We start from the raw sequence: 26,007 nt of genomic DNA on the forward strand, positions 1-26,007 counted from the left end.
ACCGGGAGCCCGAATCAAGGCCAACGCCCGGATCGGTGCGACGGCAGGATGGATCGGGCCCACGCCCTTCCATCGGCTCGCGAATGGAGATGTGTCCATGAACAGAGATCATTTCGACGGTGGCGTCCGCAATCTACAGGGTCGCGGCAAGACGGCCATCGGCGCTGTGACGGGCCGCGCGCGCCAGCAGGTCGAAGGCGCATACGATCAGGCCGCCGGCGCAGCGCAATACGCGTATGGCGAAGCACGCGACACCGTGAACGACCTGCGCCGCGATGGCGAACGCTTCATCGGCGAGGCGAGCTCCCACGCCCATGCCCTGGCCGACGAAGCCGAGCAGCGTCGCCAAGCGATCGCCGACCGTGGGTATGCGCTCGCCGACGAAGCTCAGCGCCGCGGCCGTCACTACCGGGGTGAAGCCGTGCGGCACGGCCGGGCGGTGGCGGCTCGGGCGGACGAGAACAAGGCCGTCACGCTCGCCCTCGTGGCGGCGGCAGCCTTCGGGCTCGGATGGCTGTTGCGCCCCTCGCGGTGAGTCCGAGATCCGGACACCCTTCTTGTGAGGGCCTATTCGGCCTAGAAGACCACCCTGGCGGCGCGGGGTCGCGAGGGACACGACGACCATGGCGGTGCGGAACTGGTTCGATCTCACGACCGGCGAGATCGAATCCGCCATCGGCCACTCCATCGCCATCCTCCCCGTGGCGGCAGTGGAGCAGCATGGCCCGCATCTTCCATTGTCCACCGATGTCACCATCGCCGAAGGCTATCTCGCCAAGCTGGCCGAACTCGATGCGAGCGACCTCGACATCCTGGTCCTGCCGGTCCAGAGCGTCGGCAAATCGGACGAGCACGATGCGTTTCCCGGTACGCTGACCCTCACGGCCGAGACGGCCCTGCGAGCCTGGGGCGAGATCGGCCGCAGCCTCCATCGCGCTGGATGCGGCAAGCTCGCCATCGTCACCTCCCATGGCGGCAATAGTGGTCTCATCGACCTCGTGGCGAGCGATCTGCGCAGTCTCGGCATGCTCGCCGTCACCACGGCCTGGAGCCGGTTCGGCTACCCGCCGGGCCTCTTTCCCGAAGACGAAATCAGACATGGCATCCATGCCGGCGCCGTCGAGACGGCGCTGATGCTGGCGCTGAAACCCGATGCGGTGCGTCGGCAGGCCATAGCCGATTTCGAGCCTCGCTCAGTCGCGATGGAGCGCGACTTCACTCACCTGCGCGCCGGCCGCCCAGCCGCCTTCGCCTGGAAGTCGCAGGACCTCCATCCTTCGGGTGCCATCGGCAACGCGACTCTCGGCACGCGCGAAGCCGGCCTCGCGGCCCTCGATCACGGTGCGCGAGCCTTCCTCGATCTCCTGCGCGACGTGGATCGCTTCCGTCTCGATCCGTGAGGCGCCTTCGCGGCGCCTAATCCTCGTCCTCGGTCTCCGGGGTGCGGCCGGGCCAGGTGACGATCTGGTCGAGGAGTTCGTCGGTGGTGAACTCCTCTTCGTTGCCCGAGATCCGGCCGCGCACCGAGATGCCGGCTTCGTGGACGCTGGCCTGACGGCCTGAGACGAGGGGATGCCACGGATAGAGATCCTGGCCGTCGCGCACGAGGCGATAGGCGCAGGTCGGTGGCAGCCACGGGATGGTGCGGACCGCCTCCGGCGTCAGGCGGACGCAATCGGGCACCCGTCTCTGGCGGTTGACGTAATCGCGACAGTTGCAGGCGAGCCCGTCGAGTAGGGTGCAGCCGACATCGGTATGGTAGACCTCGCCGGTATCGTCATCCTCGAGCTTCAGCAGGCAGCACCGGCCGCAGCCGTCGCACAGGCTTTCCCACTCGGACGACGACATTTCGTCGAGGGTCTTCTCCCGCCAGAACGGCTTCGATGGCTCGGGTGCCATTGGGTCCGGGGCAAGGAGGGGGGATGTGCGGTCCCTCATCGGGAGCACCTTCGGGGTTCGAAACGGAGGGCGGAGCGCGCAGGCTCCTTGACGCATGTGGGCCTGATCGGCAAGCCGCGCCACCTCCGCGCCCCATTCCCGGATCAAGGTTGACGAAGGGTTATTCTCGCCGACGTCGCGACGTTTTCGCTTTCCGACGCATTATGGTGCGGGCCGTCCGCGTTCTTCCCCTGCCGAAGGGCGGGTGGTGTGGATTGCCGGGCCTCGCGAAGACGCGCGGAGCTTGGTAGTGCTTGACCTGCGGCATCGGTGAGCGGTGCCGGCCGTGCGTTGAGGGACAGAGATCACGTCGTGCGCCTGCCCAAAGCCACCTCGCTTCTGACGCGCCTGAAACACGCCGCCCTCGGCTTCGATGCCTGGGTGAATGCGAGCCTGTACGACAGCGGCCGCTCCACCGCCGAGACCTACGAGCGTTTCCAGGAACGCATGCAGATCTTCTCGGTGCGCGGCTGGAAGCGTGTCGCCCTCGATCTCACCAGCGAAGCGGTGACGCTCGGGACCGGTGGCGCCGTTCTGATGCTGGCCCTCGCGCAACCCGCCTTCAACCTCACCAGCGAGAACTGGCTGAAGCAGCAGGATCTCGCCGTCACCTTCCTCGACCGCTACGGCGTCGAGGTGGGGCGGCGCGGGATCAAGCACGACGATTCGCTGAAGCTCGACGACTTTCCCGACAGCATGATCAAGGCGCTGGTCTCCACCGAGGACCGGCGCTTCTACGAGCATTGGGGGATCGACCCGATCGGCACGGCGCGCGCTCTCGTGTCGAACTCGCGCGGCGGCGGCAACACGCAGGGCGGCTCCTCCATCACCCAGCAACTCGCCAAGAACCTGTTCCTCACCAATGAGCGCTCCCTGGAGCGCAAGGTGAACGAGGCGTTCCTGGCGCTGTGGCTCGAGAGCCATCTCAGCAAGAACGACATTCTCAAGCTCTATCTCGACCGCGCCTATATGGGCGGCGGCACCTTCGGCGCGGTTGCGGCGGCCGATTATTATTTCGCCAAGCCCCTGAAGGACGTGAGCCTCGCCGAGGCCGCGATGCTGGCCGGCCTGTTCAAGGCGCCGACAAAATACGCGCCGCACGTCAATCTGCCGGCGGCCCGCGCCCGCGCGGTGGACGTGCTCCACAACATGGTGGAAGCTGGCTTCGTCACCGAAGGTCAGATCCAGACGGCATTGCGCAACCCGGCGACGCCGGTGACCCGCACCCGCGACATCACCGCCGATTACTACCTCGACTGGGCCTTCGGCGAGATCAAGGGCATGGCGGATGCCGGCAAGCTGCGCGGCGATCGCGTGCTGATCGTGAAGACGCCCCTCGACATCGGTATCCAGAAACGTGCCGACCAGGCGGTGGAGAACATCCTGCGTCAGTACGGCGACCAGTACGACGTGGACGAGGCTGCCATGGTCATCCTCGATCCGGACGGGGCGCTGCGCGCCATGGTCGGCGGGGCCGATTACGGCGAGAGCCAGTTCAACCGGGCCACCGATTCCCTGCGCCAACCGGGCTCGTCGTTCAAACCCTACGTCTATGCGGCGGGTCTCGCCGCCGGCCTCTACAGGCCGGACACCCGGGTCGTCGACCGGCCGATCTGCCTCGGCAATTGGTGCCCGCAGAATTACGGCCGCTCGTTCTCCGGCGCCACCAACCTCACCGTGGCGGTGGCGAAATCCATCAACACGATCCCGATCCAGATCTCGGTCGCACTCGGCAAGGCCATCGGCATCAAGGGCGACTTCCCCGCTGCCAAGGCCGGACGCGCCAAGATCATCGAAATGGCCCATCGCATGGGCATCACCACCCCGCTCACCGATTCCGTCTCGCTTCCCATCGGCTCGGCGGAGGTGAACGTCATCGATCAGGCGGCAGCCTATGCGGTGTTCGCCAATGGCGGCCGCAAGGCTAAGCCCTACGCGGCCATGGAGGTGAAGAACTCCTCCGGCGAGGTGATCTACCGCCATGCCGACGAGAAGCCCGAGCAGATCCTCTCCCCCCAGGTGGTGGCCGACATGAACTTCATGTTGAACAAGGTGGTGGAGGAGGGGACCGGCCGTCGCGCGCAGCTCGACGGCATCAAGGTCGCGGGTAAATCCGGGACGACCAACGCCTACAAGGATGCCTGGTTCGTGGCCTATACCGGCAATTACGTGGGCGCCGTCTGGTTCGGAAACGACGATTCCACCTCCACCAACAAGATGACCGGTGGCTCGCTGCCCGCCATGGCCTGGCACGACGTGATGGAAACGGCTCACCAGGGAATCGAGTTGAAGGCGATGCCGGGCCTCAAGGAGAACACGCGGCCGGTGGCGCAGGCCGGGTCGTCCTCACCACCCAACGCCGCCGCCAGTGCGGCCGGCAAGCTCTCGCGGCGCTCGTTCGAGGTCATCGGCAGCATGAACGGACTGTTCCGCACCGTGGAGGCGGGGACGCCCGCCGGCGCCCGCGCCGCCGCTGGGGAGACCACGGGCGCCGTCGCCGATGGCGCCCGCCCGGTCGGCGGCCGCATTGGCATTCCGTAGCGACGGTGTCCAACGGCCCCAGGATGTCAGCCGCCGCATGAGCACCACAGATCACCCTGCCCGGTCCGGCGCGATGCCGGGCATCGCGGGCGTCGCTGGCCGGGGAAGCCGCGCCTTTCGGGCCGTCCTGCGCCGGACGTCCCGCGTCGGGCTCGTCTTCTATACGCTCGCCCTCGGCGCGGGCTTGGGGTTGGCGACGGCGGATTATGCCACGCGGGGCGGCTATCCGTTCGGCGGCGTTTCGGTGGGGAGCTGGATCGCCTGGCCGCGCACGGGCTCGCTCGGCGCCGATCCGTATGCCCGCGCGGTGAATGCCCGACGTGGGGAGATTCCCCTGGCGGTGGGGGAAGGCCTGCTTCTCACCGCCTCCCAGGACGACGAGGGCCGCGCCCTCAATGCCACCTGCACCTACCGGATCGCCGGCGCGACGCCTCCTGCACGGGCCTGGACCATCACCGTCGCCGGGCGCGGCAAGCGTGACCCCGACCGGCCTGTGATGCGCGAAGGCTTCACCTCCACAGAGGTGCTGCGCGACGTGGACGGGCGCTTTTCCATCGTCCTCGCCCCGGACGTCCAGCCCGGCAACTGGCTGCCCATGCCGCGCGCTGCCGGCCCGGTGCGGCTGGCGCTCCGCCTCTACGATACGCCGGTGGCGGCCAGCGCCGGCACGGTGGAGCGATCCGCGGTTCCCACGATCTCCCGCACGGAATGCGCGGAATGAACCCGACCGGCCGTTTCCTTCTCGCGACCCTCGCCGGCCTCGTCCTGGCCGGGCTGGTGCATATCGTCGTCGTGCTGGCGATCCCGAGCCTGTCGGAATCCGACGCGCTGACGAAGGCACGCACCAGCGAGACGCTCGATCACGCGATGCCGGTCTACACTCTGGCCACCGGCATCAACCCGGCTCCAGCCGAGGCGTGGCTGCCCATTCCCGATCCCTCCGTCGCCGTGGGGATCTGCGCCTACAACCTCGCCGAGGGTCCGATGCGGGTCTCGGCACGGACCGGCGCGCTGATGCTGTCCCTGGCCGTTCATGGCCGGCGGGGGGCCTTCTACGCCGTCACCGACCAGGCGGCGGTGCGCGGCGCCCTCGACCTCGTGATCCTCACCCGCGCCCAATACGACGAAGCCTTGGCCAACGAGGACGAGAACGATGTGAGCCGCGACGTGCGGATCGTCGCCGCAGAGCGGGAGGGCTTCGTGGTGGTGCGCGTGGTCGCGGCCCTTCCGAGCCAGCGGCATGCGGCGAACGAGGCGGTTCAGGCCGTTTCCTGCACCATCGACAGCCCGACCGAGGACGCTGCGAAATCCGGCGGCTGATGGCCGGCCCCCATCCTCTCCGGACGGGCAGCCCTGATTCAGTACTTCGCGACGATGGGTCGGGCGGCCTCGGCCTCCGGGGCCGCCACCAATCCGCAGCGCGCCTCGGCCTCCGCCGGAAGCAGCGGGTCGAGCATCACCCGGCGTCCGTCGAGGCCGGCGAGGCTGCGCTCGACCGAGACGGCTTCGACCGAAGGGACCTCCACGAGGAGATGCTGCAGGGCGTAGCGGTAACGTTCCGCTCGAACCCCCGTCTCCAGCCGGACCCAGGCCACGAGGCAGCGGTTCTCGGCGACCCGCATGGCGGCCTGCCGAATGCTCTCGTCGTCCAGGCTCTTCACGAAGGGCAGGCTGCGCAGGCGCAGGGTATCGGCATTCGCCACCCGCGCGGCCGTAGCCACGAAAAGTGGGATCAGGCGCCCATCCGCCGTGATGTCGTCCGACAGGCGACGATAGCGCGAAACGGGCGAGCGGAAGGGCTCCGCGACCAGGGCCGCGTGATAGCTGGCGACGTCATCGTTCCGCCAACTCGGCGGCAGCACGCGGGTGCGGGTGAGATTGGCTAGGGCGTCGGTGAAGGCCTCGTTCTCGGCTGCCGGCATCAGGAAGCGCCAGGCCCGGTCACGCAGGGTGCGCTCGTCATCCGTGAGCGGGAAATACGAGGCCGGCTCGTTGCGGTAATGCGCGGCCACGGTGCCGGTGGATGCCACGAGGCTGTTCCACGCGCTCGGGGCCGGACGGCCGAAATCACCCTTCTGAGCGCAGCCTCCCAACAGCAGAAGCGCGGCGGCGGTTGTGGTCCGGACTGGGCGTCGGGTGGAGCTGACGGAATGGGACGCCGGCATCGCGCTTCCTCGGAGTGACGGTGCTGCTCGGCTCGCGGTGACCGGAGGCGGGGTCTCAAGAGGCGTGGGGCGTCAGGAGCGTCGGCGCTGGCGGGGGGCGGGCAATGCCGGGTCGGGCATGCGCTCGTAGCGGACGCCGGTGAACAGCAGGATCTCTCCCGCCATGCCGTCTGCGCTTTCGTCTTCCCTGCGGAAGCGGCGAACGGCGCTCTGGCGGAACGGAACGACGCTCGCGGTCGGGCGCGTCATCGAACGATCCCCCCGGTCGCCCGAAGGCTCTCCGGTATGTGGGTCGGCTTTCTGGGACTTGCGGTCAGGCGTCATCGCTGGCGATCCCATCGATCCTCGATCCGCACCACCCGAACCTGTCGGAAGCGTCCACTCGAATCCCGTCGGGGCCTGGCCCCGTCGAACTCTCAATCCATCGTGATGCAGAGCGGAGATCATCACGGGGTAGTTAATGAAAGGTTTCTGCGCTTCTTCAATTCGAGGGGTGGCGCGGGACGGCTGCCATGGGGAACGCGGTCGCGTGGCAATTTCGCCGCAGCGACGGGGCCCTCCGAATAGGAGGCGGAAACGAGCCCTGGCTTGCTCCTTGCTTCGCTCTTCGCTGCCCATGGCGGGCGTTTCCTCCCTTGTACTCGGCCCCGCTCCACCTGTGAGCGGGGCCATTTTCATGACCCGTCTCGCGGTGCATCGAGCAAAAAGTGTGACCGGCACGACACGCTCACCGTCCGCCCCCGTGTCCGATGAGCCTTGGCCGGAACAAGGACGGCATCCCGCGCGCTTGCTAACCCATGGCAGCGGCAGATATGCCGCCTCAATCCGATCCGAGCGAAGGACAACGCAGAATGCGCGTGGCGACCACACGATCCTCCAGCCTCTCGAAGGGCCTGTCCGTGGCTCTGAAAGCTGCTCCCTTCGCGCTCCTTCTCCTTGCGGCCGGCCCAGCCCAGGCCCAGCGTGAAGATCAGGGCCTGCAGCTCGGCTGCGCCAACGACTACTTCCGCCTCTGTGCCGGGGTCGATCCCAACAGCAACGAGGCCGAGAAGTGCATGGAGCGCAATCGCCCTCGTCTCTCTCCCGAATGCCGCAACGCCATCGGCGACTACGACCGTCGCACCGGCGGCAAGTCCCGCTGAGAGGATTAAGTTCCGCTGAGAGGATAGGTCCAGCTGAGGCGGGACCACGGAGACAAGTCTCGCCGACAGGGGAAAGTCACCCCTCGGCGACGCGTCCCGGTAAGAAGTCTGTCGACGCGAGCCGGGCCGTCGACTAGGCCTGCTGCGTCCGACGAAGACTGGGGACGGGCGGGTCCCCGAGCCTTCGCCGATGCTCGAACGTGAATGAGGCTCGTGCGCCATGGCTCTGACCGTCGCGGTTCAGATGGACCCGATCCAGGCGATCAGGATCGCCGGTGACACCACCTTCGCCCTGCTCCTCGAAGCGCAGGCGCGAGGCCACGACCTTCTGTTCTACACGCCGGACCGCCTCTCCATGCAGGGGCAGGTGGTGACCGCGCGGGTCGAGCCCCTCCGGGTCCAGGATGTGGAGGGCGCTCACGCGACCCTCGGTTCCGTGGAGCGTGTCGATTTGGCCGAGGTCGACGTGGTGCTGATGCGCCAGGATCCGCCTTTCGACATGGCCTACATCACCGCGACCCATATGCTGGAGCGGATCCATCCTCGGACCCTGGTGGTGAACAACCCGGCCGAGGTGCGCAACGCGCCCGAGAAGCTGTTCGTCCTCGATTTCCCTCAGCTCATGCCGCCGACCCTGATCACCCGCGACAAGGCGGAGATCGAGGCATTCCGGGCCGAGCACGGCGCCATCGTCATGAAGCCCCTGCACGGACATGGCGGCGCGGCGGTGTTCCGGGTGCTGCCGGAGGACGCCAATTTCGGTTCGATGTTCGACCTGTTCTCGGTGACGTTCCGCGAACCCTGGGTGGTCCAGCGCTTCCTTCCCAAGATCACCGAGGGCGACAAGCGCATCATCCTGGTGGACGGCGAGCCCATGGGCGCGATCAACCGTGTCCCGGCGCTCAACGACATCCGCTCCAACATGGTGCGCGGCGGGGCGGCGGCGGCCTCCGACCTCACCGAGCGCGAGCGGGAAATCTGCGCCACGATCGGCCCGGAGCTCCGCCGGCGCGGCCTCATCCTCGTCGGCATCGACGTGATCGACGGCAACCTCACCGAGATCAACGTCACCTCTCCCACGGGCATCCGCGCCATCAAGCGGCTCGGGGGACCGGATCTGGCGGTCTCGGTCTGGGACGCGATCGAAGGGCGAATCGCAGCAGCCTGAGCGCATCTTTCAGGGCCAGGCCACGCTCCCCTTTTCCGGCGCGAGGGCTGAAGGCGCCAACCGGGCGCCTGCGCCTTAGCCTTCGCCGATCAGCCTTTCGACGCGTGGACCGCGAGTTCGGGCTTGTGGTTCAGGGTCTGGAACACGACGCAGTAGCGCTCCGTCAGCTTGAGGAGCTGGTCGAGCTTCTCCTGCGGCGCATCGGTGTCGAGGGCGAAGTTCAGGCGGATCGCGCGAAAACCCACCGGCGCTTCCTTGTCGACACCCAGCGTGCCACGGAAGTCGAGGTCGCCCTCGGCGCTCACCGTGCCGGCGCGCAGATCGATCTCGAGGGCGGTCGCCACCGCTTTGATCGTGACCCCGGCGCAGGCGACCAGCGCCTCGAGCAGCATGTCGCCCGAGCAGAGTTCGAGGCCGGACCCGCCGGTGGCCGGGTGAAGGCCGGCGACCGCAAGCGCCCGCCCGGTCTCGACCTTACAGGCGATGGAGGTGTCGTCGAGGGTGCCCTTGGCCTTCAGGGTGATGACGGCCGATTCCGGCGTATTGCGGTACTGGTCCTTGAGAGGGGCCTGGAGCGAGCGCAGGGTGGTGGCGTCCATCGGGTGTTTCCTCGATCGTCTTGGTGCGATTGTCGTCTTGGTCTTTGCCTCGGCGTCTAACCTGGGATGCGCCCGGACGCCAGGGAAGGGCTCACCACCATTGCGCCGCCTCGGTAGGCGCCGCCGCTTGAGCCGGCTTCAGCGAGCGGTCCAGGGCAGCGAGGATGCGGCGGGTGGCGGCCTCGCTATGCGGCGAGGCCGGATCGCGCGGCCGGGCCAGCGCCAGGGGAATCGCATCGTCGAGCCGGCCGGGCTTGGGGCGCATCACCACCGCCCGGTCGGCCAGCGCCACTGCCTCCCCGACATCGTGGGTGACGATGAGGATCGTCGGCTTCGTCTCCTGCCAGAGGGCGAGGAGATGGCCGTGCAGGTCCTTGCGGGTGAAGGCGTCCAGCGCCGAGAACGGTTCGTCGAGGAGGAGCACGCGCGGGTTCGCCACGAAGGCGCGGGCGATGGAGACGCGCTGCTGCTGCCCGCCCGAGAGTTCCCGCGGCCAGCGGCCCGCATGTTCGGCAAGCCCTACCATGTCCAGGGCATGGGTGATGCGTGCCTTGCGCTCCGCCCGGGGCAGGTGGCCGAGGCCGAAGCCGACATTGTCGGTGACATCGAGCCAGGGCAGCAGGCGTGGTTCCTGGAAAACGAGCCCGACGCCCGGATGCGGCTCCGCGATCCGCTCGCCGTCGAGGACGATGCGGCCCTCGCTCGCCCGGTCGAGCCCCGCGACGAGCCGCAGCAAGGTGGTCTTGCCGCAGCCCGAGCCGCCGATGAGCGCGACGATCTCGCCCTGGGGCACGGCGAGGTCGATGCGCTCCAGCGCCCGCGTGCCGTCGGAATAGGTCTTGGACAGGCTATCGAGGGTGAGCATCGCGGGGCACCAGCCTTCTTCGATCCGGTGAGGGGACCTACAACGTCTCCCGCGCCGTGTCCTGCCAGCGCGTGAGAGGCCGGGTCACGGCGACGAGGACGGCATCGGCCAGCTTACCGAGGATCGCAAAAGCGATGATCGCCGCCAGGATCTGGTCGGCCTTGCTGAATTGCTGACCGTCGATGAGGAGGTAGCCGAGTCCTTCGGAGGCTCCCATCAGCTCGGCGGCGACCACGAACAGGAAGCCGAGGCCGAGGCCGGTGCGCAGGGCGGTCAGGGTCGCGGGCAGGACGGCGGGAAGCAGGATACGCCGGGCGAGCTGCAGCTTCGACAGCCGGAAGATGCGTCCGACCTCGATGAGCTTGCGGTCGACGGAGGCGATGGCCCCCGCCACCCCGATATAGACCGGGAAGAACACCCCCACGGCGATGAGCGTCACTTTCGGCGTCTCGAGGATGCCGAGCCAGAGGATGAAGAGCGGCACCCAGGCGAGGGACGGCACGGCACGCAGTGCCTGGAGCGTCGGGTCGAGGATATGGCGGGCTGTGGGAAGCGCCCCGGTCAAGGCGCCCGCCGCGATGCCGGCCAGGGCGCCGAAGGCGAAGCCGAGGGCGACGCGCACCAGCGTCGCCTGGACGTGCATCCACAGGTCGCCCGAGGCGGCAAGGTCGTGGAGGGTCGCCGCGATCCGGCTCGGCGGAGGCATCAGCCGCCCCTGGGCGAGGCCGGTGCGGACGGCGAACTCCCACCCGATAACCAGGGCCAGGGGCAGGATCAGGCCGAGCGCGAGGCGGCCGCCCCGGTGCCAGAAAGTGTCCCCCCGTGGCTTGGGCGACGCCGTCCCGTCAGCCGCGTCGTGCGCGGCCGACACCACGGAGGCGGTCGCAGCGGGCTCGATCACAGCGCGCTCGGTCGCAGCGGACTCGTTCACGGATCAGCGGGCGGCGGGTGCGAATTGCGGATCGATCAGCCCGTCCACCGCCGCCTTCACGTCGGTGCCGGCGGGGATCACTCCGGCCTGCTGCAAGGCGATGCCGGCGGCGGTGATCGACTCCGCTTGAGCCTTGCCGATGGCGGGCCGGGTGAGGTCGGTCCGCTCGATCTGGCGGGCGATCACCGTCTCCGGCAGTTTCGTCACCGTGACGAGGGCGCTCTTCAGGGCGTCCGGATTCTTGATCGCGTAGTCGCGCGCGGTCTCGTAGGCGGCGATGACGGTGCGGACGAGGTCCGGGTTCGCGGCGGCGAAATCCTCGCGCACGTCGAGCACGCCCCAGGTATTGGCGGCGGCATCGCGGTGGAACAGCACGTCGTCGTTCTCGATCTCGGAGGCCGCCATCATCGGGTCGAGGCCGGCCCAGGCATCGACGTCGCCCCGGTCGAGGGCGGTGCGCCCGTCGGCATGCTGAAGCAGGACGAGCTTGGCGTCCTTCTCGGTCAGCCCGGCGCCCTGAAGCGCGCGGATGAGGAAGATATGCGGGTCGGTGCCGCGGGTCACCGCGATGCGCTTGCCCTTGAGGTCGGCGGGCTTGGTGATGCCGCTGTCCTTGCGGGTCACCAGTGCCGTCCATTCCGGACGCGAGAAGACGTAGACCGCCTTGATCGGGTTGCCGTTGATCCGGGCGAGCAGAGCCGCGGCCCCCGCCGAGGACCCGAAATCGATGGCGCCGCCATTGAGGAATTCCAGCGCCTTGTTGGAGCCCAGCGACTGGGTCCATCGCACCTTGATGCCCTTGTCCTTCAGGGCCTCTTCCAGGAAACCCTTGTCCTTGAGGATCAGGCTCACCGGGTTGTAGGTTGCCCAATCGAGGCGGATCTCCTTGACCTCCGCCGCCTCGCCGTGGCGCGGCATCAGCAGAAGCGACGCGGCGCCGCAGATGACACTCAGGATGGCGCGACGAGACAGTGTCATCGGTCAATGGTCTCCATGGTCCCGGCAGCGGCGCGGGGTTTCCGAGGTAGCCAGGACCGTTCGTTTCGTCAAACAGATTTTCCGGCACGTAGAACGACATCATGCCGAGTGCCCATCACATCTACGCCTCTGCCTAGCGTTGTCTCTGGTGTCCGACCGGGAACATGATAACGGGTTTGCGCATGTTCGACGCCGCCGACGCCCTCAAGACGGTCCTCACCACTCTCGACCGCGACGTGCGCGAGGCGACGCAGCTGCGCGCTCTTCTCGTGCCGCAGCTCCGCCGCATCATCGAGCTCGGGCATGCCGATGCCGAAGCCCGGCTGATGGAGGAGCGCAACGGCACCGCCTGCGCCCAGCGCATCAGCAACCTCACCGATGCGGTGATCCGCACGATCCACGATGCGGTGGTGTGGCGGCTCTACCCCAACGATAATCCCTCCACGGGCGAGCAGCTCGCGGTGGTGGCCACTGGCGGTTACGGCCGTGGCACGATGGCGCCGGGATCGGACATCGATCTCCTGTTCCTGCTTCCCTACAAGCAGACCGCCTGGTCCGAGAGCGTCGTCGAGGCGATGCTCTACGTGTTGTGGGACCTCAAGCTGAAGGTCGGCCACGCCACGCGCTCGGTGGAGGAGTGCCTGCGCGAGGGGCGGGCCGACATGACGATCCGCACCTCCCTCCTCGAGGCGCGCTACCTCTTCGGCGCGCGGGCGCTGTACGAGGAGCTGGTCACGCGGTTCGACACCGAGCTCGTCATGTGGACGGCGCCGGAATTCGTCGAGGCCAAGCTGCGCGAGCGCGATACCCGCGTCTCGAAATCGGGGGCCTCGCGCTACCTCGTCGAGCCCAACGTCAAGGACGGGAAGGGCGGACTACGCGACCTCAACACCTTGTTCTGGATCGCGAAATACACCTACCGCGTCCGCGACCAGAGCGAACTCGTCCCCGCCGGCCTGTTCACGCCGGAGGAGTACCGGGTGTTCGAGCGCTGCGAGGAACTGCTCTGGCGCGTCCGCTGCCACATGCATTTCGTCACCGGACGGTCCGAGGAGCGGCTCTCGTTCGGCCTGCAGCCGCGGATCGCCGAACGCTTCGGCTACGAGCCGCGCGGCGGCCTGTCGGGCGTCGAGCGCTTCATGAAGGCCTATTTTTTGATCGCCAAGGAAGTGGGTGATCTCACAGCCATCGTCTGCGCTGCCCTTGAGGCGCGGCATGCCAAGCGCACGCCGGTCCTCGACCGCTGGATCGGCCGCTTCCGTGATCGTTTCCGCGCCACCGCCATCGAGGCGGAGGATTTCATCGACGATCATGGTCGGATCAACCTGCGCACCGCCGATGCCTTCTCGCGCGATCCGGTGAACCTGATCCGCCTGTTCTGGCTCGCCGATCGCCACAACCTGCCGATCCACCCGGATGCGACCCGGGTCGCCACCCGTTCGCTTCGGCTCATCGGTCATTCGCTGCGCTCCGACACGGAGGCCAACGCCCTGTTCCTCGACGTGCTGACGTCGAAGAACTCGCCGGAGACGATCCTGCGGCTCATGAACGAGGCCGGCGTGCTCGGCCGGTTCATCCCGGATTTCGGCCGCATCGTCGCGCTGATGCAGTTCAACATGTACCACCACTACACGGTGGACGAGCACCTGCTGCGCTCGATCGGCGTGCTGGCGGCCATCGATTCCGGCACGGTCTCCGAAGACCACCCCATCGCCACGCGGCTCATCGACACGATCAGCCACCGCCGCGCCCTCTACGTCGCGGTGCTGCTGCACGACATCGCCAAGGGGCGACCGGAAGACCATTCCATCGCCGGCGCGGCCATCGCCGAGAAGATCGGCCCGCGCTTCGGCCTCACCCAGGCCGAGACCGAGATCGTGGCCTGGCTGGTCGAGCATCACCTGCTGATGTCGATGACGGCTCAGAGCCGCGACCTCTCCGACCCGAAGACGATCCAGAAATTCGCCTCCGTGGTTCAGACCATGGAGCGGCTGAAACTCCTGATGATCCTCACCGTCGCCGACATCAAGGCGGTGGGGCCGGGCGTGTGGACGGCCTGGAAGGGCACGCTGCTGCGCACCCTCTACGACGAGACCGAGGTGCTCCTGTCGGGCGGTCATTCCGAGATCGCCCGGACCGACCGGGTCCGCCTCATCCAGATGGGCTTGCGCGAACAGCTGGCGGATTGGGATCCGACCTTCTTCGATACCTATGCCGCTCGGCACAACCAGGCCTATTGGCTGAAGGTCGACGCCGTCCGGCAGTTCAAGAATGCGGGGTTCGTGCGCGGCGTCATGGAGGACGGCCGCACCGTCGCCACCGTCTACGAGACCGACCCGACGCGGGGCGTGACCGAGATCACGGTCTATTCGCCCGACCATCCGCGTCTCCTCGCCATCGTCACCGGGGCCTGCGCGGCGCTGGGCGGCAACATCGTCGACGCGCAGATCTTCACCACGACAGACGGCTTCGCCCTCGATTCGATCTTCATCTCCCGCGCCTTCGAGCGGGACGACGACGAGTTGCGCCGCGCCAAGCGCATCACCACGGCGATCGAGCGGGCGCTGAGGGGCGAGATCCGCATCGCCGATCTCGTGGCCGACCGGCATCCGCCGAGCAACCGCTCCAATACGTTCCTGATCCCCCCCGACATGGCGATCGACAACGCCCTGTCGAGCCGGGAGACCGTCGTCGAGGTCACCGGCCTCGACCGGCCGGGCCTGCTCTACGAGCTGACGACCGCCCTCGGGCGCCTCAGCCTCAACATCACCTCCGCCCATGTGGCGACCTTCGGCGAGCGGGCGGTCGATGTTTTCTACGTCACCGATCTCACCGGCACCCGGGTGATCCAGCCCGACCGGCAGGCGGCGATCCGCAACGCGGTCATGGAGGTGTTCGCCAGCGATGTCGCTGCCCTGAGGGCGGAGGGGTTGGAAGCGCTGGTGGAGTCGCCGCCTCCGCGGGAAGCCTGAGCCCCCTGCAGGCATGAATCACGCAGGGGGCTGAGGCGGGAGACGGCACCAGGACGGCGCTCGGCTTGATTTCATCCTCTGCGCGTCTGATATCACCTCCGATCCCGGAGCATGATGCCGACCCCCGTCGAGCGGGTCTCGGCGTCGTGGCCCGACCCCATTCCGATCGACCGCGTGCTGTGGGTCGCCGGCGACTATGACCGACGACCGGTGCGGGACGAGCAACCTGCGATCGACGAAGAGCGATGATGGCGAACGACATGGAGCATGATGGGCAGCGCGCCGACGCGGCGGCGGAAGCCGAGGCGAAGACCGATGCGCGTGCGGACGACAACGCCGAGGCTTTGGCGGGCCTGATCGCCGAGCGCGACGAGTTGAAGGATCGCGTCCTGCGTACTCTGGCCGAGATGGAGAACTTGCGCCGGCGCACCGAGCGCGAGGTGGCCGATGCGCGGACCTACGCCGTGACGAATTTCGCGCGCGACATGCTGAACGCGGCCGACAACATCCGTCGTGCGTTGGAGAGCGTGCCGGCTGAAGCAGCCTCGGCCGCCGAGGGGCCGTTCAAGGCGCTGATCGACGGGATCGAACTGACCGAGCGCGATCTGGCCAAGACCCTGGAGCGTCACGGCGTGAAACTCATCGAGCCGCAGGGCCAGCGCTTCGATCCGAACCGCCACCAGGCGATGTTCGAAGTCCCCAATGCCGAGGTCCCGAACGGCACGGTGGTGCAGGTGATGCAGTCCGGCTACATCATCGGCGACCGGGTCCTGCGCCCGGCCCTGGTGGGTGTCGCCAAGGGTGGACCCAAGGCCGCCGCCAATCCAGCGGATGCGGCCTGACGCATCGGCCGAACAGCAAGTGACCGCAGCCTCGTCCCGGACGATACCTCCCGGGCGAGGCTGCGGCCCGGCTATTTCACCTCGACGCTGTCGATGACCTCGCGGAACTTCGACAGCATGGCGCTGCGCTGGTCGGCCCGCACCACGCCGAGCGCGCGGAGGTAACCGTCCGGCGCGAACCGGATGGTCTGCGAGACCACCACCGGCGTGTTCGAAGGGCCATCCACTGCACGGGCAACGATCTCGTGCCAGTCGACGCCGTTCTGGCGGTAGGTCTGCGAACGCTCGACCGCGAAATCCTTCATCGTCTGGTTCGAGTAGAGCGCGGCACGGGCGAAGGCATCGCGCTGCTCCGGCTGCGGCGGCTGCTGGACGGCCTGGGCCAGGACGAGGATGGGCTGTTCGAGATTGAGCATCTGGTCCTTCGGACCTTGCGTCATCAGGACCGAATTGCCCGCGAGCACCCGGACGGGACGGAAGCCGGCGGATTCACGGATCCGGAACGGCAGCGCGGCGACCTGTTCGTCCAGGGTGAGTTCCGGCCGGATCTTCACGCTGGTCAGCATGTTCCGCATGGTTTCCGGCGTCTCGGCATCCGGCACGGTCTGGGCGATGATGATGCCCGTGACCGTGGTGTCACCGACGAGCAGCAGCCATTTCTTGATGGCTGGGGTGTTGGCGCCTTCCGGGGCCGGCTGCTCCCCCGTGAAGAGCACGGCATCCACGTCACCCGCGACCTTGATGGCTTCCCGCGTCGCGACGACGAACCCCTGCGTACGGAGGTTCTCGTCGGTGAAGCTCTTCTCCAGGTCGACGAAGGCCGTCGACGGCAGCTCGACGATGGAGAGCGTCGCGCCACCTTCCATCCGCTCGAATCCGGAGAACCGCTTGGACAACGTCATGTCCGAGGCCGGCGTGAAGCCGAAGCGCGAACTCGGCGGGAAGATCGCATCGGCAGCCCAGGCCACGGAGATGGCGCCTGACGAGAGCCCGGCGATCAGGGCCAGTGCCGCGACCGGACGGACGAGATTACGCAGACGCATCGGATCGGTTCTCCGCGACGGAGCCGCCTGTTGCGGCTCCGGTTCAGGTGTTCGGACGCGAGACGACTCCGGTCAAGGCGAAGGGCTCGCGCGGCCTTCGTGAGGAAGGCTCGCCGACGATGGGTCGGCCCACACCTTCCCGCTGTCAAGCGTTCCGGTCGGCCTGCGGCAGGGCCGTGGCTCCACGCCGCTGTTGGCCCGCCTCCCGGGCGGAGCCACGTTCGGCGGAACGAGGGAGCATAGGCGTGCCGGATGTCTGTTCCGGAACCGCGCACCGATGCCCGGCGCGGCTTTCACCGCGCTTTGCCGTCAAGCGTCGTGGTCGATGTCCCGCTCAAGGACGGCCTTGCTCTCCACCGTGGTGTCGGATTTGAGCTGATAGACGAGGGGGATACCGGTGGCGATCTCGAGACTCGCGATGGTCTTCGTGGTCATCCCGTCGAGCACCATCACCAGCGCACGCAGCGAATTGCCGTGGGCGGCCACCAGGACGCGCTCGCCGGCCATGACGCGCGGCAGGATGGTCTGAATGTAATAGGGCAGCACGCGCGCTGCGGTGTCCTTCAGGCTTTCGCCGCCGGGGGGCGGAATGTCGTAGGACCGGCGCCACTGATGGACCTGGGCATCGCCCCAGCGCTCACGGGCATCGTCCTTGTTGAGGCCCGACAGATCCCCGTAATCCCGCTCGTTGAGCGCCTCGGACCGGACCGTCTCGATGCCGCCCTGGCCCATCTCCTCCAGGATCAGTGCGCAGGTATGCTGTGCCCGCTGAAGGTTGGAGGTGAAGGCGACGTCGAAAGCGTACCCCTGCTGCTTCAGCCAGCGGCCGGCGGTCCTGGCCTCGGTGATGCCGAGCTCGGTGAGTTGCGGATCGCGCCAGCCGGTGAAAAGCTTCTTGAGGTTCCATTCGCTCTGGCCGTGGCGAGCGAGGACGAGCAGGCGCTCCATCAGACGTCCATCCTATTTCTCGGTGAATGGTGCGACGCAACAGAATCTGCGCCTGCGGGGCTGGTGTACCGGCCGACCTGAACAGTCGATGACCGGGCGCTCGTATCAGAGACCGAGGACGTCGGCCATGCCGTAGAGGCCTGGAGGTTTGGCATGGGCCCACAACGCCGCCCGCACGGCGCCACGGGCGAAGATCGCCCGATCCTCGGCATGATGGCTGATGGTGATGCGCTCGCCGGGGCCGGCGAAGGTCACGCTGTGGTCGCCCACCACCGTGCCGCCGCGCAGGGTGGCGAAGCCGATATCGCCGGGCCGGCGCGCGCCGGTATGGCCGTCCCGGGTGGAAACGCGCGTCTCGGCGAGGTTGACGCCGCGCCCCTCCGCAGCCGCCTCCCCGAGGAGGAGGGCCGTGCCGGAGGGCGCATCCACTTTCATGCGGTGATGCATCTCGACGATTTCGATGTCGAAATCCTCGCCCAAAGCCGCAGCGACCTTCCGCACGAGACCGGCGAGCAGGTTCACGCCGAGGGACATGTTGCCCGAGCGCACGATCCGGGCATGGTGCGCTGCCGCAACGAGCTTGTGGATATCCGCTTCGGCGAGGCCAGTCGTGCCGACGACATGGACGATGCGGGCCTGGGCGGCGAGTTCGGCGAAGAAGGTCGTGGCCGAGGGGGCGGTGAAATCGAGGACGCCGTCGGTGGCCGCGAAGACCGTGAGCGGATCGTCGGTGACGTTGACGCCGAGCGGCGGCAGGCCGGCGAGGGTCCCTGCATCCTGGCCGAGGGCGGGCGAGCCCTCGCGCTCGACGGCGCCGCTCAGGGTGCAGCCCTCGGTCTCCGTCACCGCCCGGATGAGCATCCGCCCCATGCGCCCCTCGGCACCGACCACTGCGAGCCGCATCCTGTCGTCCTTCCACGAGAATTCGCGCCTGCGGTACAGCCTCAACCGGGCGATGCCAAGGCGAGGTTGGCCAGGGCGAGGTTGGCCAAGGCGAGGCTGTCGGTGTGCGGGCCTGTCCGCTCAGCGCTTGCCGGCGGCGAGGATCGGTCCGAGGACGTCGGTGACGCCGTTCACGGTGATCTGGGTGCCGATGCACAGGAGCAGGAAGGCGAAGAGCCGGCCGAGAACCCGTGCGCCGACCGGGCCGATGGCGGTCACTACCCTGTCGGCCGAGCCGTAGGTGAACCTGACCAGGAGCGCGATGGCGAGGGCCGCCAGCGACATGCCGAGATAGAACCCGATCCGGTCGGGCCCCGGAACGGGCCGGTTCGAGCCGAGGGCGATCGCGACGGCGATGGTGCCGGGGCCCGTCGTGAAAGGCAGGGTCAGGGGGAAGAACGCCACGTCGGCGACGCTGTCGGGAGCATCATGGGTCGCCTCGGCATGTTTCCGTGCCTCACGAGCCTCGGGCGCGCTGAGCAGGGTCCAGGCGGAGGCGGCGACCACGAGACCGCCTGCGATCCGCAGGGCACCCAGCGACACACCGAAGAAGTTGAGGATCGGCGCCCCCGCCCATAGGGCCGCGAGCATGATCAGCGCGGAGTAGAAGCCGATGCGCTTGGCGATCTCCACCCGTTCCGGATGGGAGTTCTGCGCGGTGATCTGCGAAAAGATGAGGGCCGAGCCGACCGGATTGACGATCGAGAAGAGGCTCGAGAACGCGAAGATGAAGCTGTGGAGCGCCGCTTCCGGGGCGATGAGGCTGAACATGGAAACGGCTGCCTTTGGTCTGGAGCCTTGGTCGGATGCCTGAATCGAGTGGCCTCGGTTCAGCCCGGGGAGGGGGTGGGAACCAGTACTCTCGCCGGAGCGAGGCGGGTTGCCCGTTGCACCTTGCGGACCGCCACCGGACGATAGAGCTGCTTCGTGGCGTCGATGACGTGCAGGCCCGCGAAGGGGAGGGAGAGACTGGTCCCGACCTTCTCCCAGGCGCTGGCCGTCCGCAGCCAGAGCCGGCTGTTCACCGGGGGCATGTAGAGCGCTTCGGCCCATCCCTCTGGCGAGAATTGGGTGGTCCGCATCAGCCGCCCGAGCTGCGAGCGGCTATACGGCTGGCCATGGCCGAACGGCGTTGCATCGCGACGTGCCCAGACGCCGCGCCGATTGGGCACGACGAGGATCATCCGCCCGCCCGGCGTCAGCACGCGCCACACGTCCTGGAGCAATTCGGTCGGGCTTTCCACCGATTCGAGGGCATGGACCAGGATCACCCTGTCCACCGCCGCTTCCGGCAGGGGCATCATCGTGGGGTCGGCGAGGGCCGAGCAGGAGCGTCCGCCGCCGGGCCAGTTCACGACTCCCTGCGTGGCCGGCATGAAGGCAAGCGTGCGCTCGGCGATGACGTGGATCGGCCCGAGATAGGGGGTCGCGTAGCCCAGGCCGAGAACCCTCAGGCCCGAGACCGAGCCGAGGAACCCATGGATCGCCCGCCCGACGATGCGATGGGTCACGCCGCCGAGGGGGCTGGCATAGAAGGCGCGCAGATCGGTCACGTCGAGGCGCATGGGCGGCTTGCTCCGGCGCGGCCGGACGTTTTGAAGTTACAGGGTTCTTTGACGCAGGCTAGGAATCGGATCAATGGGGACGAGGCCGCTCGCCCACAACCCGCAACGTCCGCCGCAACGTCCGGATGCCGGAACTCCTCGCCGCCGCGTCCGGTTCTTGCTTAGGTTCACCGCGCCACCAGAGAGGAACGCCTCTTGACCGTTTCCCGCCCCGAGATCCGCACCTTCCTCTGCCGGAGCGACAATATCGGCGTGCTGATCCGAGATCCCGCGACGGGCGCCTGTGCTGCCATCGACGTGCCGGAAGCGGCTCCCGTCCTGAAGGTGCTCGACGAAACCGGTTGGACGCTCACGGATATCCTGGTGACGCACCGGCATCTCGATCATATCGAGGGAATCCCGGAGGTGAAGCGCCGCACCGGCGCGCGGGTGACCGCGCCGCGCAAGGCCGGGGCCGATGTGCCGGAGGTGGATGTCGCCGTCGCCGAGGGGGATCTCGTCCGGGTCGGCGAACTCGAAGCGCAGGTCTGGGAAACGCCGGGCCACTGCAACGACCATGTCAGCTACTGGTTCTCCGGAGCGCAGATCGTGTTCGCCGGCGATACCCTGTTCACCCTCGGATGCGGGCGGGTTGTGGAAGGCCGGCCGGAATCGCTCTGGCGGTCGCTGGAGCGGTTTCTCCCCCTGCCGGACGACACGGAGATCTTCAGCGGACACGATTACGTCCTCTCCAATGCCCGTTTCGCTCTCGCCGCCGATCCCGACAACGTGGCATTGAAGTCTCGTATGGCCGAGGCGCAGGACGCAAAGGCCGCTGGCAGATTCCTGGTTCCGACGACGATGAGGCATGAGCGCGCGACCAATCCTTTCCTTCGTTCCACGGAGCCTTCCCTCGCTAAAGCAGTGAATCTTTCTGCTAATTCACCGGCGGAACTAGTGTTCACTGCATTAAGGGCCTGGAAGAACAGCTTCTGACCGGCTATGGGCCTCTGGCTGTCTCGATCTCAGCGAGACATGCGGGGGCGACGCCGACTCCGGATACGGCCCGCCCTCCTTATCAGCGCCGGCTGGAGTATCGATGGAGACGGCAGGTACGTCCTTTGTGGTCGGCTATGATTCGGCCGGCAGCGATGATGCTACACCCATGACGGGTCTCCGCCCGCCCGACAGGCCCAAGGCCCGAATTAGCCGGGCCAGCCCCACGCCGCTCTCGGTGGATGCGCGCCTCCTTGCGATCGCGACGGAGCATCTGGCCAGGCTCGGGCACAAACGGGTGACGGTCGTCGCGGTGGCCGCCGAGGCCGGCATGACCCACGCCAATGTCTACCGGTATTTTCCATCCAAGGATGCCCTTCTGGATGCCGTCGCGGGCCGCTGGCTCCGAGATGTGGAGGCGGAACTCGCCCGCATCGCCGATGCGCCCGACCCTGCAGACGACAAGATCGAGCGCCTCCTGATGGCCCTGGCGAGCGCGCAGCGCGAAGTCCTGGCACGGGAGCCCCATCTGTTCGCGGTCCATCTCGATGCGACGGTGGCGGCACGGCCCATCGCCCGGCGTCACCGGGTTCGCCTGCGCAGTCTCGTAGAGCGTGTGGTGGAGGAGGGGATCGCTGCGGGAGCCTTCGTGGCTCGGGATCGCGAGCGGGCCATCGCCTACATCTTCGATGCGAGCTACCGCTTCACCCATCCGCTGGCGATGCAACACGATTCCGATCTGCCCGTCGACCTGATCCAGGCGCGCTTCGGAGCCGTCATCCAGGCGATCCAGAAAGTGCTGCGGATCGGCGCACTTTAAGCGAAGTAACAATATTTTGGACCTGTCACCGAAGCTTTGCCGTCGAACCGGAGAGGGGTTCGTTGGTCTAAAATGCTCCGGCGAAAGACTTTTTTGGAAGGCATCCTCCAGCGTCGCGGTACGTCTGTGGCCCGAACTCTGCTTAGCGCCGACCACGTCGGGTTGAAGCATGGGGACTTTTCCGCCACACCGTCGCGGCGAAATCAACGTGCGATCGCGACCTCGGCAAGCAGCCCGTCCGTCGGGACGGAGCATCGCGGATCGGCACTGATACTGGAGGTTCGTTTTCCATGGCACGCAGCAAGATCGCGCTCATCGGCGCCGGGCAGATCGGCGGAACCCTCGCGCATCTGGCGGGCCTGAAGGAACTCGGCGACGTCGTCCTGTTCGACATCGTCGACGGCGTTCCCCAGGGCAAATCCCTCGACATCGCGGAATCCGCTCCGGTCGACGGGTTCGATGCGACCTATACGGGCGCCAGCGATTATTCGGCCATCGCCGGAGCCGACGTGGTGATCGTCACCGCCGGCGTGCCGCGTAAGCCCGGCATGAGCCGCGACGACCTGATCGGCATCAACCTCAAGGTGATGGAAGCCGTCGGCACCGGTATCAAAGAGCACGCTCCGGACGCGTTCGTGATCTGCATCACCAACCCGCTCGACGCCATGGTCTGGGCCCTGCAGAAGTTCTCGGGCCTGCCCACCAACAAGGTCGTCGGCATGGCCGGCGTTTTGGATTCGGCGCGGTTCCGCCACTTCCTGGCCGACGAGTTCAAGGTCTCGGTGGAGGATGTCACCGCCTTCGTGCTCGGCGGCCACGGCGACGACATGGTCCCGCTGGTGCGCTACTCCACCGTCGCCGGCGTGCCGCTGCCGGACCTCGTCAAGCTCGGCTGGACCACCCAGGAGAAGCTCGACGCCATGGTCGAGCGCACCCGCAAGGGTGGCGGCGAGATCGTGAACCTGCTCAAGACCGGCTCGGCCTTCTACGCCCCGGCCGCCTCCGCCATCGCCATGGCCGAGAGCTACCTGCGCGACAAGCGCCGGGTGCTGCCCTGCGCCGCCTATCTCAGCGGCGAGTACGGCATCGACGGCATGTATGTCGGCGTCCCGATCGTGATCGGCGCCGGCGGTGTCGAGCGTGTCCTCGAGGTGGAATTCAATGCCGACGAGAAGGCCATGTTCGACAAGTCGGTGGGCGCCGTGAAGACGCTGATCGAAGCCTGCAAGACCGTGAACCCGGCGCTGGCCTGAAATCTCACAAGAAGCGTCGCGCGCCGGCGGGTGTCCCGTCGGCGTGAACGAGGCCGGTGTGTCGTGTCTTCCAATCCCGCGCGCTGCCGCGGGACGAGGCGAGGAAATGTCCTAATGAACATCCATGAATATCAGGCGAAGGCGGTGCTCAAGGAGTTCGGCCTGCCCGTCTCCCGCGGCGTTCCGATCTTCAAGCCGGAAGAGGCCGAGGCTGCCGCCAAGGAGCTAGGCGGTCCGGTCTGGGTGGTGAAGTCGCAAATCCATGCCGGCGGACGTGGCAAGGGTACGTTCAAGGGCGCGCCCGCTGGCGCCAAGGGCGGCGTGCGCGTCACCAAATCCATCGACGAGGTCAAGCAATTCGCCGGCGAGATGCTGGGCGAGACGCTGGTGACGATCCAGACCGGCGAAGCCGGCAAGCAGGTCAACCGCCTCTACATCGAAGAAGGCGCGCAGATCGCTGCCGAGTTCTATCTCTCGATGCTGGTGGACCGCGAGACCGGGCAGGTCGCCTTCGTCGTCTCGACGGAGGGCGGCATGGATATCGAGACCGTGGCCCACGACACGCCTGAGAAGATCATCACCTTCTCGGTCGATCCGGCTACCGGGATCATGCCCCATCACGGCCGGGCCGTCGCCAAGGCTCTCGGCCTCACCGGCGCACAGGCCAAGGAGGCGGGCGACCTCACCACCAAGCTCTACCAGGCGTTCACCGCCAAGGACATGAGCATGCTGGAGATCAACCCGCTGGTCCTCACCGGCGACGGCCATCTCAAGTGCCTCGACGCCAAGATCTCGTTCGATTCGAACGCGCTCTACCGCCATCCCGACATCCTGGCGCTCCGCGACGAGACCGAGGAGGACGCCAAGGAGATCGAGGCCTCGAAATACGACCTCGCCTATATCGCGCTGGATGGCACCATCGGCTGCATGGTCAACGGCGCGGGCCTCGCCATGGCCACCCTCGACATCATCAAGCTCTACGGTGAGGAGCCGGCGAACTTCCTCGATGTCGGCGGCGGCGCGAGCGAGGAAAAGGTGACGGCGGCCTTCAAGATCATCACCGCCGATCCGCAGGTGAAGGGCATCCTCGTCAACATCTTCGGCGGGATCATGAAATGCGACGTGATCGCGAACGGCGTGATCGCGGCGGTGAAGGCTGTGGGCCTCGAAGTGCCCCTGGTGGTGCGTCTGGAAGGCACCAATGTCGAGAAAGGCAAGGAGATCATCCGGAATTCCGGCCTCAACGTGATTCCCGCCGATGACCTCGACGATGCCGCGCAGAAGATCGTCGCCGCCGTGAAGAAGGGCTGAGAGTACCCATGTCCATCCTGATCGACGCGAACACCAAGGTCATCTGCCAGGGCTTCACCGGCAAGAACGGGACCTTCCATTCCGAACAGGCGATCGCCTACGGCACCAAGATGGTCGGCGGCACCTCGCCCGGCAAAGGCGGCGCGACCCATCTCGGCCTGCCGGTCTTCGACACCGTGGCCGAAGCCCGCGAGGCCACCGGCGCGACCGCATCGGTCGTCTACGTGCCGCCGCCGGGCGCAGCCGATGCCATCTGCGAGGCCATCGCCGCCGAGATTCCGCTCATCGTCTGCATCACCGAGGGGATTCCGGTCCTCGACATGGTGCGGGTGAAGCGCTCCCTCGAAGGCTCGAAGTCGCGCCTCATCGGGCCGAACTGCCCGGGCGTGGTCACGGCCGGCGAATGCAAGATCGGCATCATGCCCGCCAACATCTTCAAGCCGGGCTCGGTGGGCATCGTCTCGCGCTCCGGCACGCTGACCTACGAGGCCGTGTTCCAGACCACGAATGCCGGTCTCGGGCAGACCACGGCAGTCGGCATCGGCGGCGATCCGGTGAAGGGCACCGAGTTCATCTCGATGCTCGAACTGTTCCTGGCCGACGACAAAACCGAATCGATCGTCATGATCGGCGAGATCGGCGGTTCCGCCGAGGAAGAGGCGGCGCAGTTCATCGCCGACGAGGCCAAGCGCGGCCGTCGCAAGCCGATGGTCGGCTTCATCGCTGGGCGCACGGCTCCTCCGGGCCGCCGCATGGGCCATGCCGGTGCCATCATCTCTGGCGGCAAGGGCGGAGCCGAGGACAAGATCGCCGCGATGGAAGCGGCCGGCATCCGGGTATCGCCGTCTCCGGCGCGCCTCGGCAGCACGCTGGTCGACGTCCTCAAGGGGTGAGGTTCTTGGGAATCTGTCACTTGTGTTGCGGTGCAAAATGGCTCCGCAGCATCTATCTAGGAAACGGCGCGGCTTGATCGCCGCGCCGCCACGAACATCCCCATCGAAGCGCCCGT

Annotated in this window: 27 protein-coding genes; 15 read left to right on the plus strand and 12 right to left on the minus strand. The window is 67.4% G+C overall.

Features of this window, described 5'->3' with window-relative positions:
* Nucleotides 1–97 precede the first annotated feature (97 nt).
* Together ACYQML_RS05465 and ACYQML_RS05470 are read left to right on the plus strand one after the other, a co-directional pair.
* A complete protein-coding gene (locus tag ACYQML_RS05465; RefSeq protein ID WP_461234945.1) occupies nucleotides 98–535 on the plus strand; it encodes a CsbD family protein in 438 nt (145 codons plus the stop codon).
* Nucleotides 536–623: 88 nt separating this feature from the next.
* The gene (locus ACYQML_RS05470) at nucleotides 624–1,400 is read left to right on the plus strand and encodes a creatininase family protein (RefSeq protein WP_461234946.1); all 777 of its coding nucleotides are present in this window, start codon (nucleotides 624–626) and stop codon (nucleotides 1,398–1,400) included.
* Between the two features lie 16 nt (nucleotides 1,401–1,416).
* Here the strand turns inward: ACYQML_RS05470 and ACYQML_RS05475 are convergent, their stop codons facing one another.
* The gene (locus ACYQML_RS05475; protein WP_018045819.1) at nucleotides 1,417–1,899 is read right to left on the minus strand and encodes a YcgN family cysteine cluster protein; all 483 of its coding nucleotides are present in this window, start codon (nucleotides 1,897–1,899) and stop codon (nucleotides 1,417–1,419) included.
* Between the two features lie 351 nt (nucleotides 1,900–2,250).
* On the opposite strand from ACYQML_RS05475, the gene ACYQML_RS05480 reads away from it, so the two are divergent.
* The 3 genes from ACYQML_RS05480 to ACYQML_RS05490 are packed head-to-tail and all read left to right on the plus strand — an operon-like array spanning nucleotide 2,251 to nucleotide 5,799.
* Nucleotides 2,251–4,479, plus strand: a complete 2,229-nt coding sequence (locus ACYQML_RS05480) for a transglycosylase domain-containing protein (RefSeq protein ID WP_461234947.1) — start codon at nucleotides 2,251–2,253, stop codon at nucleotides 4,477–4,479.
* A 37-nt stretch (nucleotides 4,480–4,516) separates the two neighbouring features.
* Nucleotides 4,517–5,200: a DUF1214 domain-containing protein gene (locus tag ACYQML_RS05485; RefSeq protein WP_419953257.1), complete on the plus strand. Its 684-nt coding sequence runs from the start codon at nucleotides 4,517–4,519 to the stop codon at nucleotides 5,198–5,200.
* The gene (locus tag ACYQML_RS05490) at nucleotides 5,197–5,799 is read left to right on the plus strand and encodes a DUF1254 domain-containing protein (RefSeq protein WP_461234948.1); all 603 of its coding nucleotides are present in this window, start codon (nucleotides 5,197–5,199) and stop codon (nucleotides 5,797–5,799) included. The genes ACYQML_RS05485 and ACYQML_RS05490 overlap by 4 nt, the downstream gene beginning before the upstream one ends.
* Nucleotides 5,800–5,837: 38 nt before the next feature.
* Here the strand turns inward: ACYQML_RS05490 and ACYQML_RS05495 are convergent, their stop codons facing one another.
* Together ACYQML_RS05495 and ACYQML_RS05500 are read right to left on the minus strand one after the other, a co-directional pair.
* Entirely contained in the window at nucleotides 5,838–6,644 is an 807-nt protein-coding gene (locus tag ACYQML_RS05495; protein ID WP_461234949.1) for a hypothetical protein, read from the minus strand.
* A gap of 72 nt (nucleotides 6,645–6,716) precedes the next feature.
* A complete protein-coding gene (locus tag ACYQML_RS05500; RefSeq protein WP_311276602.1) occupies nucleotides 6,717–6,893 on the minus strand; it encodes a hypothetical protein in 177 nt (58 codons plus the stop codon).
* A 602-nt stretch (nucleotides 6,894–7,495) separates the two neighbouring features.
* Between ACYQML_RS05500 and ACYQML_RS05505 the strand changes: the two genes are divergently transcribed.
* Both ACYQML_RS05505 and gshB read left to right on the plus strand, forming a co-directional pair.
* Nucleotides 7,496–7,786: a hypothetical protein gene (locus tag ACYQML_RS05505; RefSeq protein WP_056426933.1), complete on the plus strand. Its 291-nt coding sequence runs from the start codon at nucleotides 7,496–7,498 to the stop codon at nucleotides 7,784–7,786.
* Nucleotides 7,787–8,006: 220 nt separating this feature from the next.
* A complete protein-coding gene (gene gshB, locus ACYQML_RS05510; protein WP_461234950.1) occupies nucleotides 8,007–8,954 on the plus strand; it encodes a glutathione synthase in 948 nt (315 codons plus the stop codon).
* 89 nt (nucleotides 8,955–9,043) lie between these two features.
* On the opposite strand, the gene ACYQML_RS05515 is transcribed toward gshB, so the two are convergent.
* The 4 genes from ACYQML_RS05515 to ACYQML_RS05530 form a co-directional block, all read right to left on the minus strand.
* A complete protein-coding gene (locus ACYQML_RS05515) occupies nucleotides 9,044–9,553 on the minus strand; it encodes an OsmC family protein (protein ID WP_056426926.1) in 510 nt (169 codons plus the stop codon).
* A 91-nt stretch (nucleotides 9,554–9,644) separates the two neighbouring features.
* Nucleotides 9,645–10,418 (minus strand): ABC transporter ATP-binding protein, encoded by a 774-nt coding sequence (locus tag ACYQML_RS05520; RefSeq protein WP_461234951.1) that lies wholly within the window; start codon nucleotides 10,416–10,418, stop codon nucleotides 9,645–9,647.
* A 37-nt stretch (nucleotides 10,419–10,455) separates the two neighbouring features.
* A complete protein-coding gene (locus ACYQML_RS05525; protein ID WP_056427084.1) occupies nucleotides 10,456–11,196 on the minus strand; it encodes an ABC transporter permease in 741 nt (246 codons plus the stop codon).
* A gap of 156 nt (nucleotides 11,197–11,352) precedes the next feature.
* Nucleotides 11,353–12,327, minus strand: coding sequence for an aliphatic sulfonate ABC transporter substrate-binding protein (locus ACYQML_RS05530; RefSeq protein WP_056426920.1), 975 nt, complete (start codon nucleotides 12,325–12,327; stop codon nucleotides 11,353–11,355).
* Between the two features lie 182 nt (nucleotides 12,328–12,509).
* On the opposite strand from ACYQML_RS05530, the gene ACYQML_RS05535 reads away from it, so the two are divergent.
* The 3 genes from ACYQML_RS05535 to grpE all read left to right on the plus strand — a co-directional run bounded on the left by ACYQML_RS05535 (nucleotide 12,510) and on the right by grpE (nucleotide 16,141).
* Nucleotides 12,510–15,299 carry a [protein-PII] uridylyltransferase gene (locus ACYQML_RS05535; protein WP_056426917.1) on the plus strand — a complete coding sequence of 930 codons (2,790 nt, stop codon included), beginning with the start codon at nucleotides 12,510–12,512 and terminating at the stop codon, nucleotides 15,297–15,299.
* 111 nt (nucleotides 15,300–15,410) lie between these two features.
* Nucleotides 15,411–15,548: a hypothetical protein gene (locus tag ACYQML_RS05540; protein WP_156467748.1), complete on the plus strand. Its 138-nt coding sequence runs from the start codon at nucleotides 15,411–15,413 to the stop codon at nucleotides 15,546–15,548.
* Nucleotides 15,545–16,141, plus strand: a complete 597-nt coding sequence (gene grpE, locus ACYQML_RS05545; RefSeq protein ID WP_461234952.1) for a nucleotide exchange factor GrpE — start codon at nucleotides 15,545–15,547, stop codon at nucleotides 16,139–16,141. The genes ACYQML_RS05540 and grpE overlap by 4 nt, the downstream gene beginning before the upstream one ends.
* 71 nt (nucleotides 16,142–16,212) lie before the next feature.
* Here grpE and ACYQML_RS05550 read toward each other — a convergent pair whose 3' ends face one another.
* The 5 genes from ACYQML_RS05550 to ACYQML_RS05570 all read right to left on the minus strand — a co-directional run bounded on the left by ACYQML_RS05550 (nucleotide 16,213) and on the right by ACYQML_RS05570 (nucleotide 20,639).
* Nucleotides 16,213–17,184, minus strand: a complete 972-nt coding sequence (locus tag ACYQML_RS05550; RefSeq protein ID WP_207410793.1) for a hypothetical protein — start codon at nucleotides 17,182–17,184, stop codon at nucleotides 16,213–16,215.
* A 309-nt stretch (nucleotides 17,185–17,493) separates the two neighbouring features.
* Entirely contained in the window at nucleotides 17,494–18,132 is a 639-nt protein-coding gene (locus ACYQML_RS05555; protein ID WP_056143159.1) for a 2,3-bisphosphoglycerate-dependent phosphoglycerate mutase, read from the minus strand.
* Nucleotides 18,133–18,237: 105 nt separating this feature from the next.
* Nucleotides 18,238–19,035: a 4-hydroxy-tetrahydrodipicolinate reductase gene (gene dapB / locus ACYQML_RS05560; protein WP_461234953.1), complete on the minus strand. Its 798-nt coding sequence runs from the start codon at nucleotides 19,033–19,035 to the stop codon at nucleotides 18,238–18,240.
* 120 nt (nucleotides 19,036–19,155) lie between these two features.
* A complete protein-coding gene (locus ACYQML_RS05565; RefSeq protein WP_056426902.1) occupies nucleotides 19,156–19,845 on the minus strand; it encodes a MarC family protein in 690 nt (229 codons plus the stop codon).
* A 59-nt stretch (nucleotides 19,846–19,904) separates the two neighbouring features.
* Entirely contained in the window at nucleotides 19,905–20,639 is a 735-nt protein-coding gene (locus ACYQML_RS05570) for a methyltransferase domain-containing protein (protein WP_461234954.1), read from the minus strand.
* 195 nt (nucleotides 20,640–20,834) lie between these two features.
* Here ACYQML_RS05570 and gloB point away from each other — a divergent pair, with 195 nt between their 5' ends.
* From gloB to sucD, 5 genes are all read left to right on the plus strand, one after another.
* A complete protein-coding gene (gene gloB / locus ACYQML_RS05575; RefSeq protein ID WP_419953263.1) occupies nucleotides 20,835–21,614 on the plus strand; it encodes a hydroxyacylglutathione hydrolase in 780 nt (259 codons plus the stop codon).
* Between the two features lie 169 nt (nucleotides 21,615–21,783).
* Nucleotides 21,784–22,434, plus strand: a complete 651-nt coding sequence (locus ACYQML_RS05580) for a TetR family transcriptional regulator (protein ID WP_244478182.1) — start codon at nucleotides 21,784–21,786, stop codon at nucleotides 22,432–22,434.
* 290 nt (nucleotides 22,435–22,724) lie between these two features.
* Nucleotides 22,725–23,687, plus strand: coding sequence for a malate dehydrogenase (gene mdh, locus ACYQML_RS05585; protein WP_018045796.1), 963 nt, complete (start codon nucleotides 22,725–22,727; stop codon nucleotides 23,685–23,687).
* Between the two features lie 114 nt (nucleotides 23,688–23,801).
* Complete coding sequence (sucC, locus tag ACYQML_RS05590) at nucleotides 23,802–24,998, plus strand: ADP-forming succinate--CoA ligase subunit beta (protein ID WP_461221660.1); 1,197 nt, start codon at nucleotides 23,802–23,804, stop codon at nucleotides 24,996–24,998.
* A gap of 8 nt (nucleotides 24,999–25,006) precedes the next feature.
* Nucleotides 25,007–25,891 (plus strand): succinate--CoA ligase subunit alpha, encoded by an 885-nt coding sequence (sucD, locus tag ACYQML_RS05595; protein WP_056426894.1) that lies wholly within the window; start codon nucleotides 25,007–25,009, stop codon nucleotides 25,889–25,891.
* Nucleotides 25,892–26,007: the final 116 nt, after the last annotated feature.

The organism is Methylobacterium sp. CM6244, assembly GCF_054817885.1.

What these genes read in the sequence shown, in the direction of transcription:
- ACYQML_RS05465 (WP_461234945.1), top strand. Translation starts at nt 98, where the DNA reads ATGAACAGAGATCATTTCGACGGTGGCGTCCGCAATCTACAGGGTCGC.
- ACYQML_RS05470 (WP_461234946.1), top strand. Translation starts at nt 624, where the DNA reads ATGGCGGTGCGGAACTGGTTCGATCTCACGACCGGCGAGATCGAATCC.
- ACYQML_RS05475 (WP_018045819.1), bottom strand. Translation starts at nt 1,899, where the DNA reads ATGGCACCCGAGCCATCGAAGCCGTTCTGGCGGGAGAAGACCCTCGAC.
- ACYQML_RS05485 (WP_419953257.1), top strand. Translation starts at nt 4,517, where the DNA reads ATGAGCACCACAGATCACCCTGCCCGGTCCGGCGCGATGCCGGGCATC.
- ACYQML_RS05490 (WP_461234948.1), top strand. Translation starts at nt 5,197, where the DNA reads ATGAACCCGACCGGCCGTTTCCTTCTCGCGACCCTCGCCGGCCTCGTC.
- ACYQML_RS05495 (WP_461234949.1), bottom strand. Translation starts at nt 6,644, where the DNA reads ATGCCGGCGTCCCATTCCGTCAGCTCCACCCGACGCCCAGTCCGGACC.
- ACYQML_RS05500 (WP_311276602.1), bottom strand. Translation starts at nt 6,893, where the DNA reads ATGACGCGCCCGACCGCGAGCGTCGTTCCGTTCCGCCAGAGCGCCGTT.
- ACYQML_RS05505 (WP_056426933.1), top strand. Translation starts at nt 7,496, where the DNA reads ATGCGCGTGGCGACCACACGATCCTCCAGCCTCTCGAAGGGCCTGTCC.
- gshB (WP_461234950.1), top strand. Translation starts at nt 8,007, where the DNA reads ATGGCTCTGACCGTCGCGGTTCAGATGGACCCGATCCAGGCGATCAGG.
- ACYQML_RS05515 (WP_056426926.1), bottom strand. Translation starts at nt 9,553, where the DNA reads ATGGACGCCACCACCCTGCGCTCGCTCCAGGCCCCTCTCAAGGACCAG.
- ACYQML_RS05520 (WP_461234951.1), bottom strand. Translation starts at nt 10,418, where the DNA reads ATGCTCACCCTCGATAGCCTGTCCAAGACCTATTCCGACGGCACGCGG.
- ACYQML_RS05530 (WP_056426920.1), bottom strand. Translation starts at nt 12,327, where the DNA reads ATGACACTGTCTCGTCGCGCCATCCTGAGTGTCATCTGCGGCGCCGCG.
- ACYQML_RS05535 (WP_056426917.1), top strand. Translation starts at nt 12,510, where the DNA reads ATGTTCGACGCCGCCGACGCCCTCAAGACGGTCCTCACCACTCTCGAC.
- ACYQML_RS05540 (WP_156467748.1), top strand. Translation starts at nt 15,411, where the DNA reads ATGATGCCGACCCCCGTCGAGCGGGTCTCGGCGTCGTGGCCCGACCCC.
- grpE (WP_461234952.1), top strand. Translation starts at nt 15,545, where the DNA reads ATGATGGCGAACGACATGGAGCATGATGGGCAGCGCGCCGACGCGGCG.
- ACYQML_RS05550 (WP_207410793.1), bottom strand. Translation starts at nt 17,184, where the DNA reads ATGCGTCTGCGTAATCTCGTCCGTCCGGTCGCGGCACTGGCCCTGATC.
- ACYQML_RS05555 (WP_056143159.1), bottom strand. Translation starts at nt 18,132, where the DNA reads ATGGAGCGCCTGCTCGTCCTCGCTCGCCACGGCCAGAGCGAATGGAAC.
- dapB (WP_461234953.1), bottom strand. Translation starts at nt 19,035, where the DNA reads ATGCGGCTCGCAGTGGTCGGTGCCGAGGGGCGCATGGGGCGGATGCTC.
- ACYQML_RS05565 (WP_056426902.1), bottom strand. Translation starts at nt 19,845, where the DNA reads ATGTTCAGCCTCATCGCCCCGGAAGCGGCGCTCCACAGCTTCATCTTC.
- ACYQML_RS05570 (WP_461234954.1), bottom strand. Translation starts at nt 20,639, where the DNA reads ATGCGCCTCGACGTGACCGATCTGCGCGCCTTCTATGCCAGCCCCCTC.
- ACYQML_RS05580 (WP_244478182.1), top strand. Translation starts at nt 21,784, where the DNA reads ATGACGGGTCTCCGCCCGCCCGACAGGCCCAAGGCCCGAATTAGCCGG.
- mdh (WP_018045796.1), top strand. Translation starts at nt 22,725, where the DNA reads ATGGCACGCAGCAAGATCGCGCTCATCGGCGCCGGGCAGATCGGCGGA.
- sucC (WP_461221660.1), top strand. Translation starts at nt 23,802, where the DNA reads ATGAACATCCATGAATATCAGGCGAAGGCGGTGCTCAAGGAGTTCGGC.
- sucD (WP_056426894.1), top strand. Translation starts at nt 25,007, where the DNA reads ATGTCCATCCTGATCGACGCGAACACCAAGGTCATCTGCCAGGGCTTC.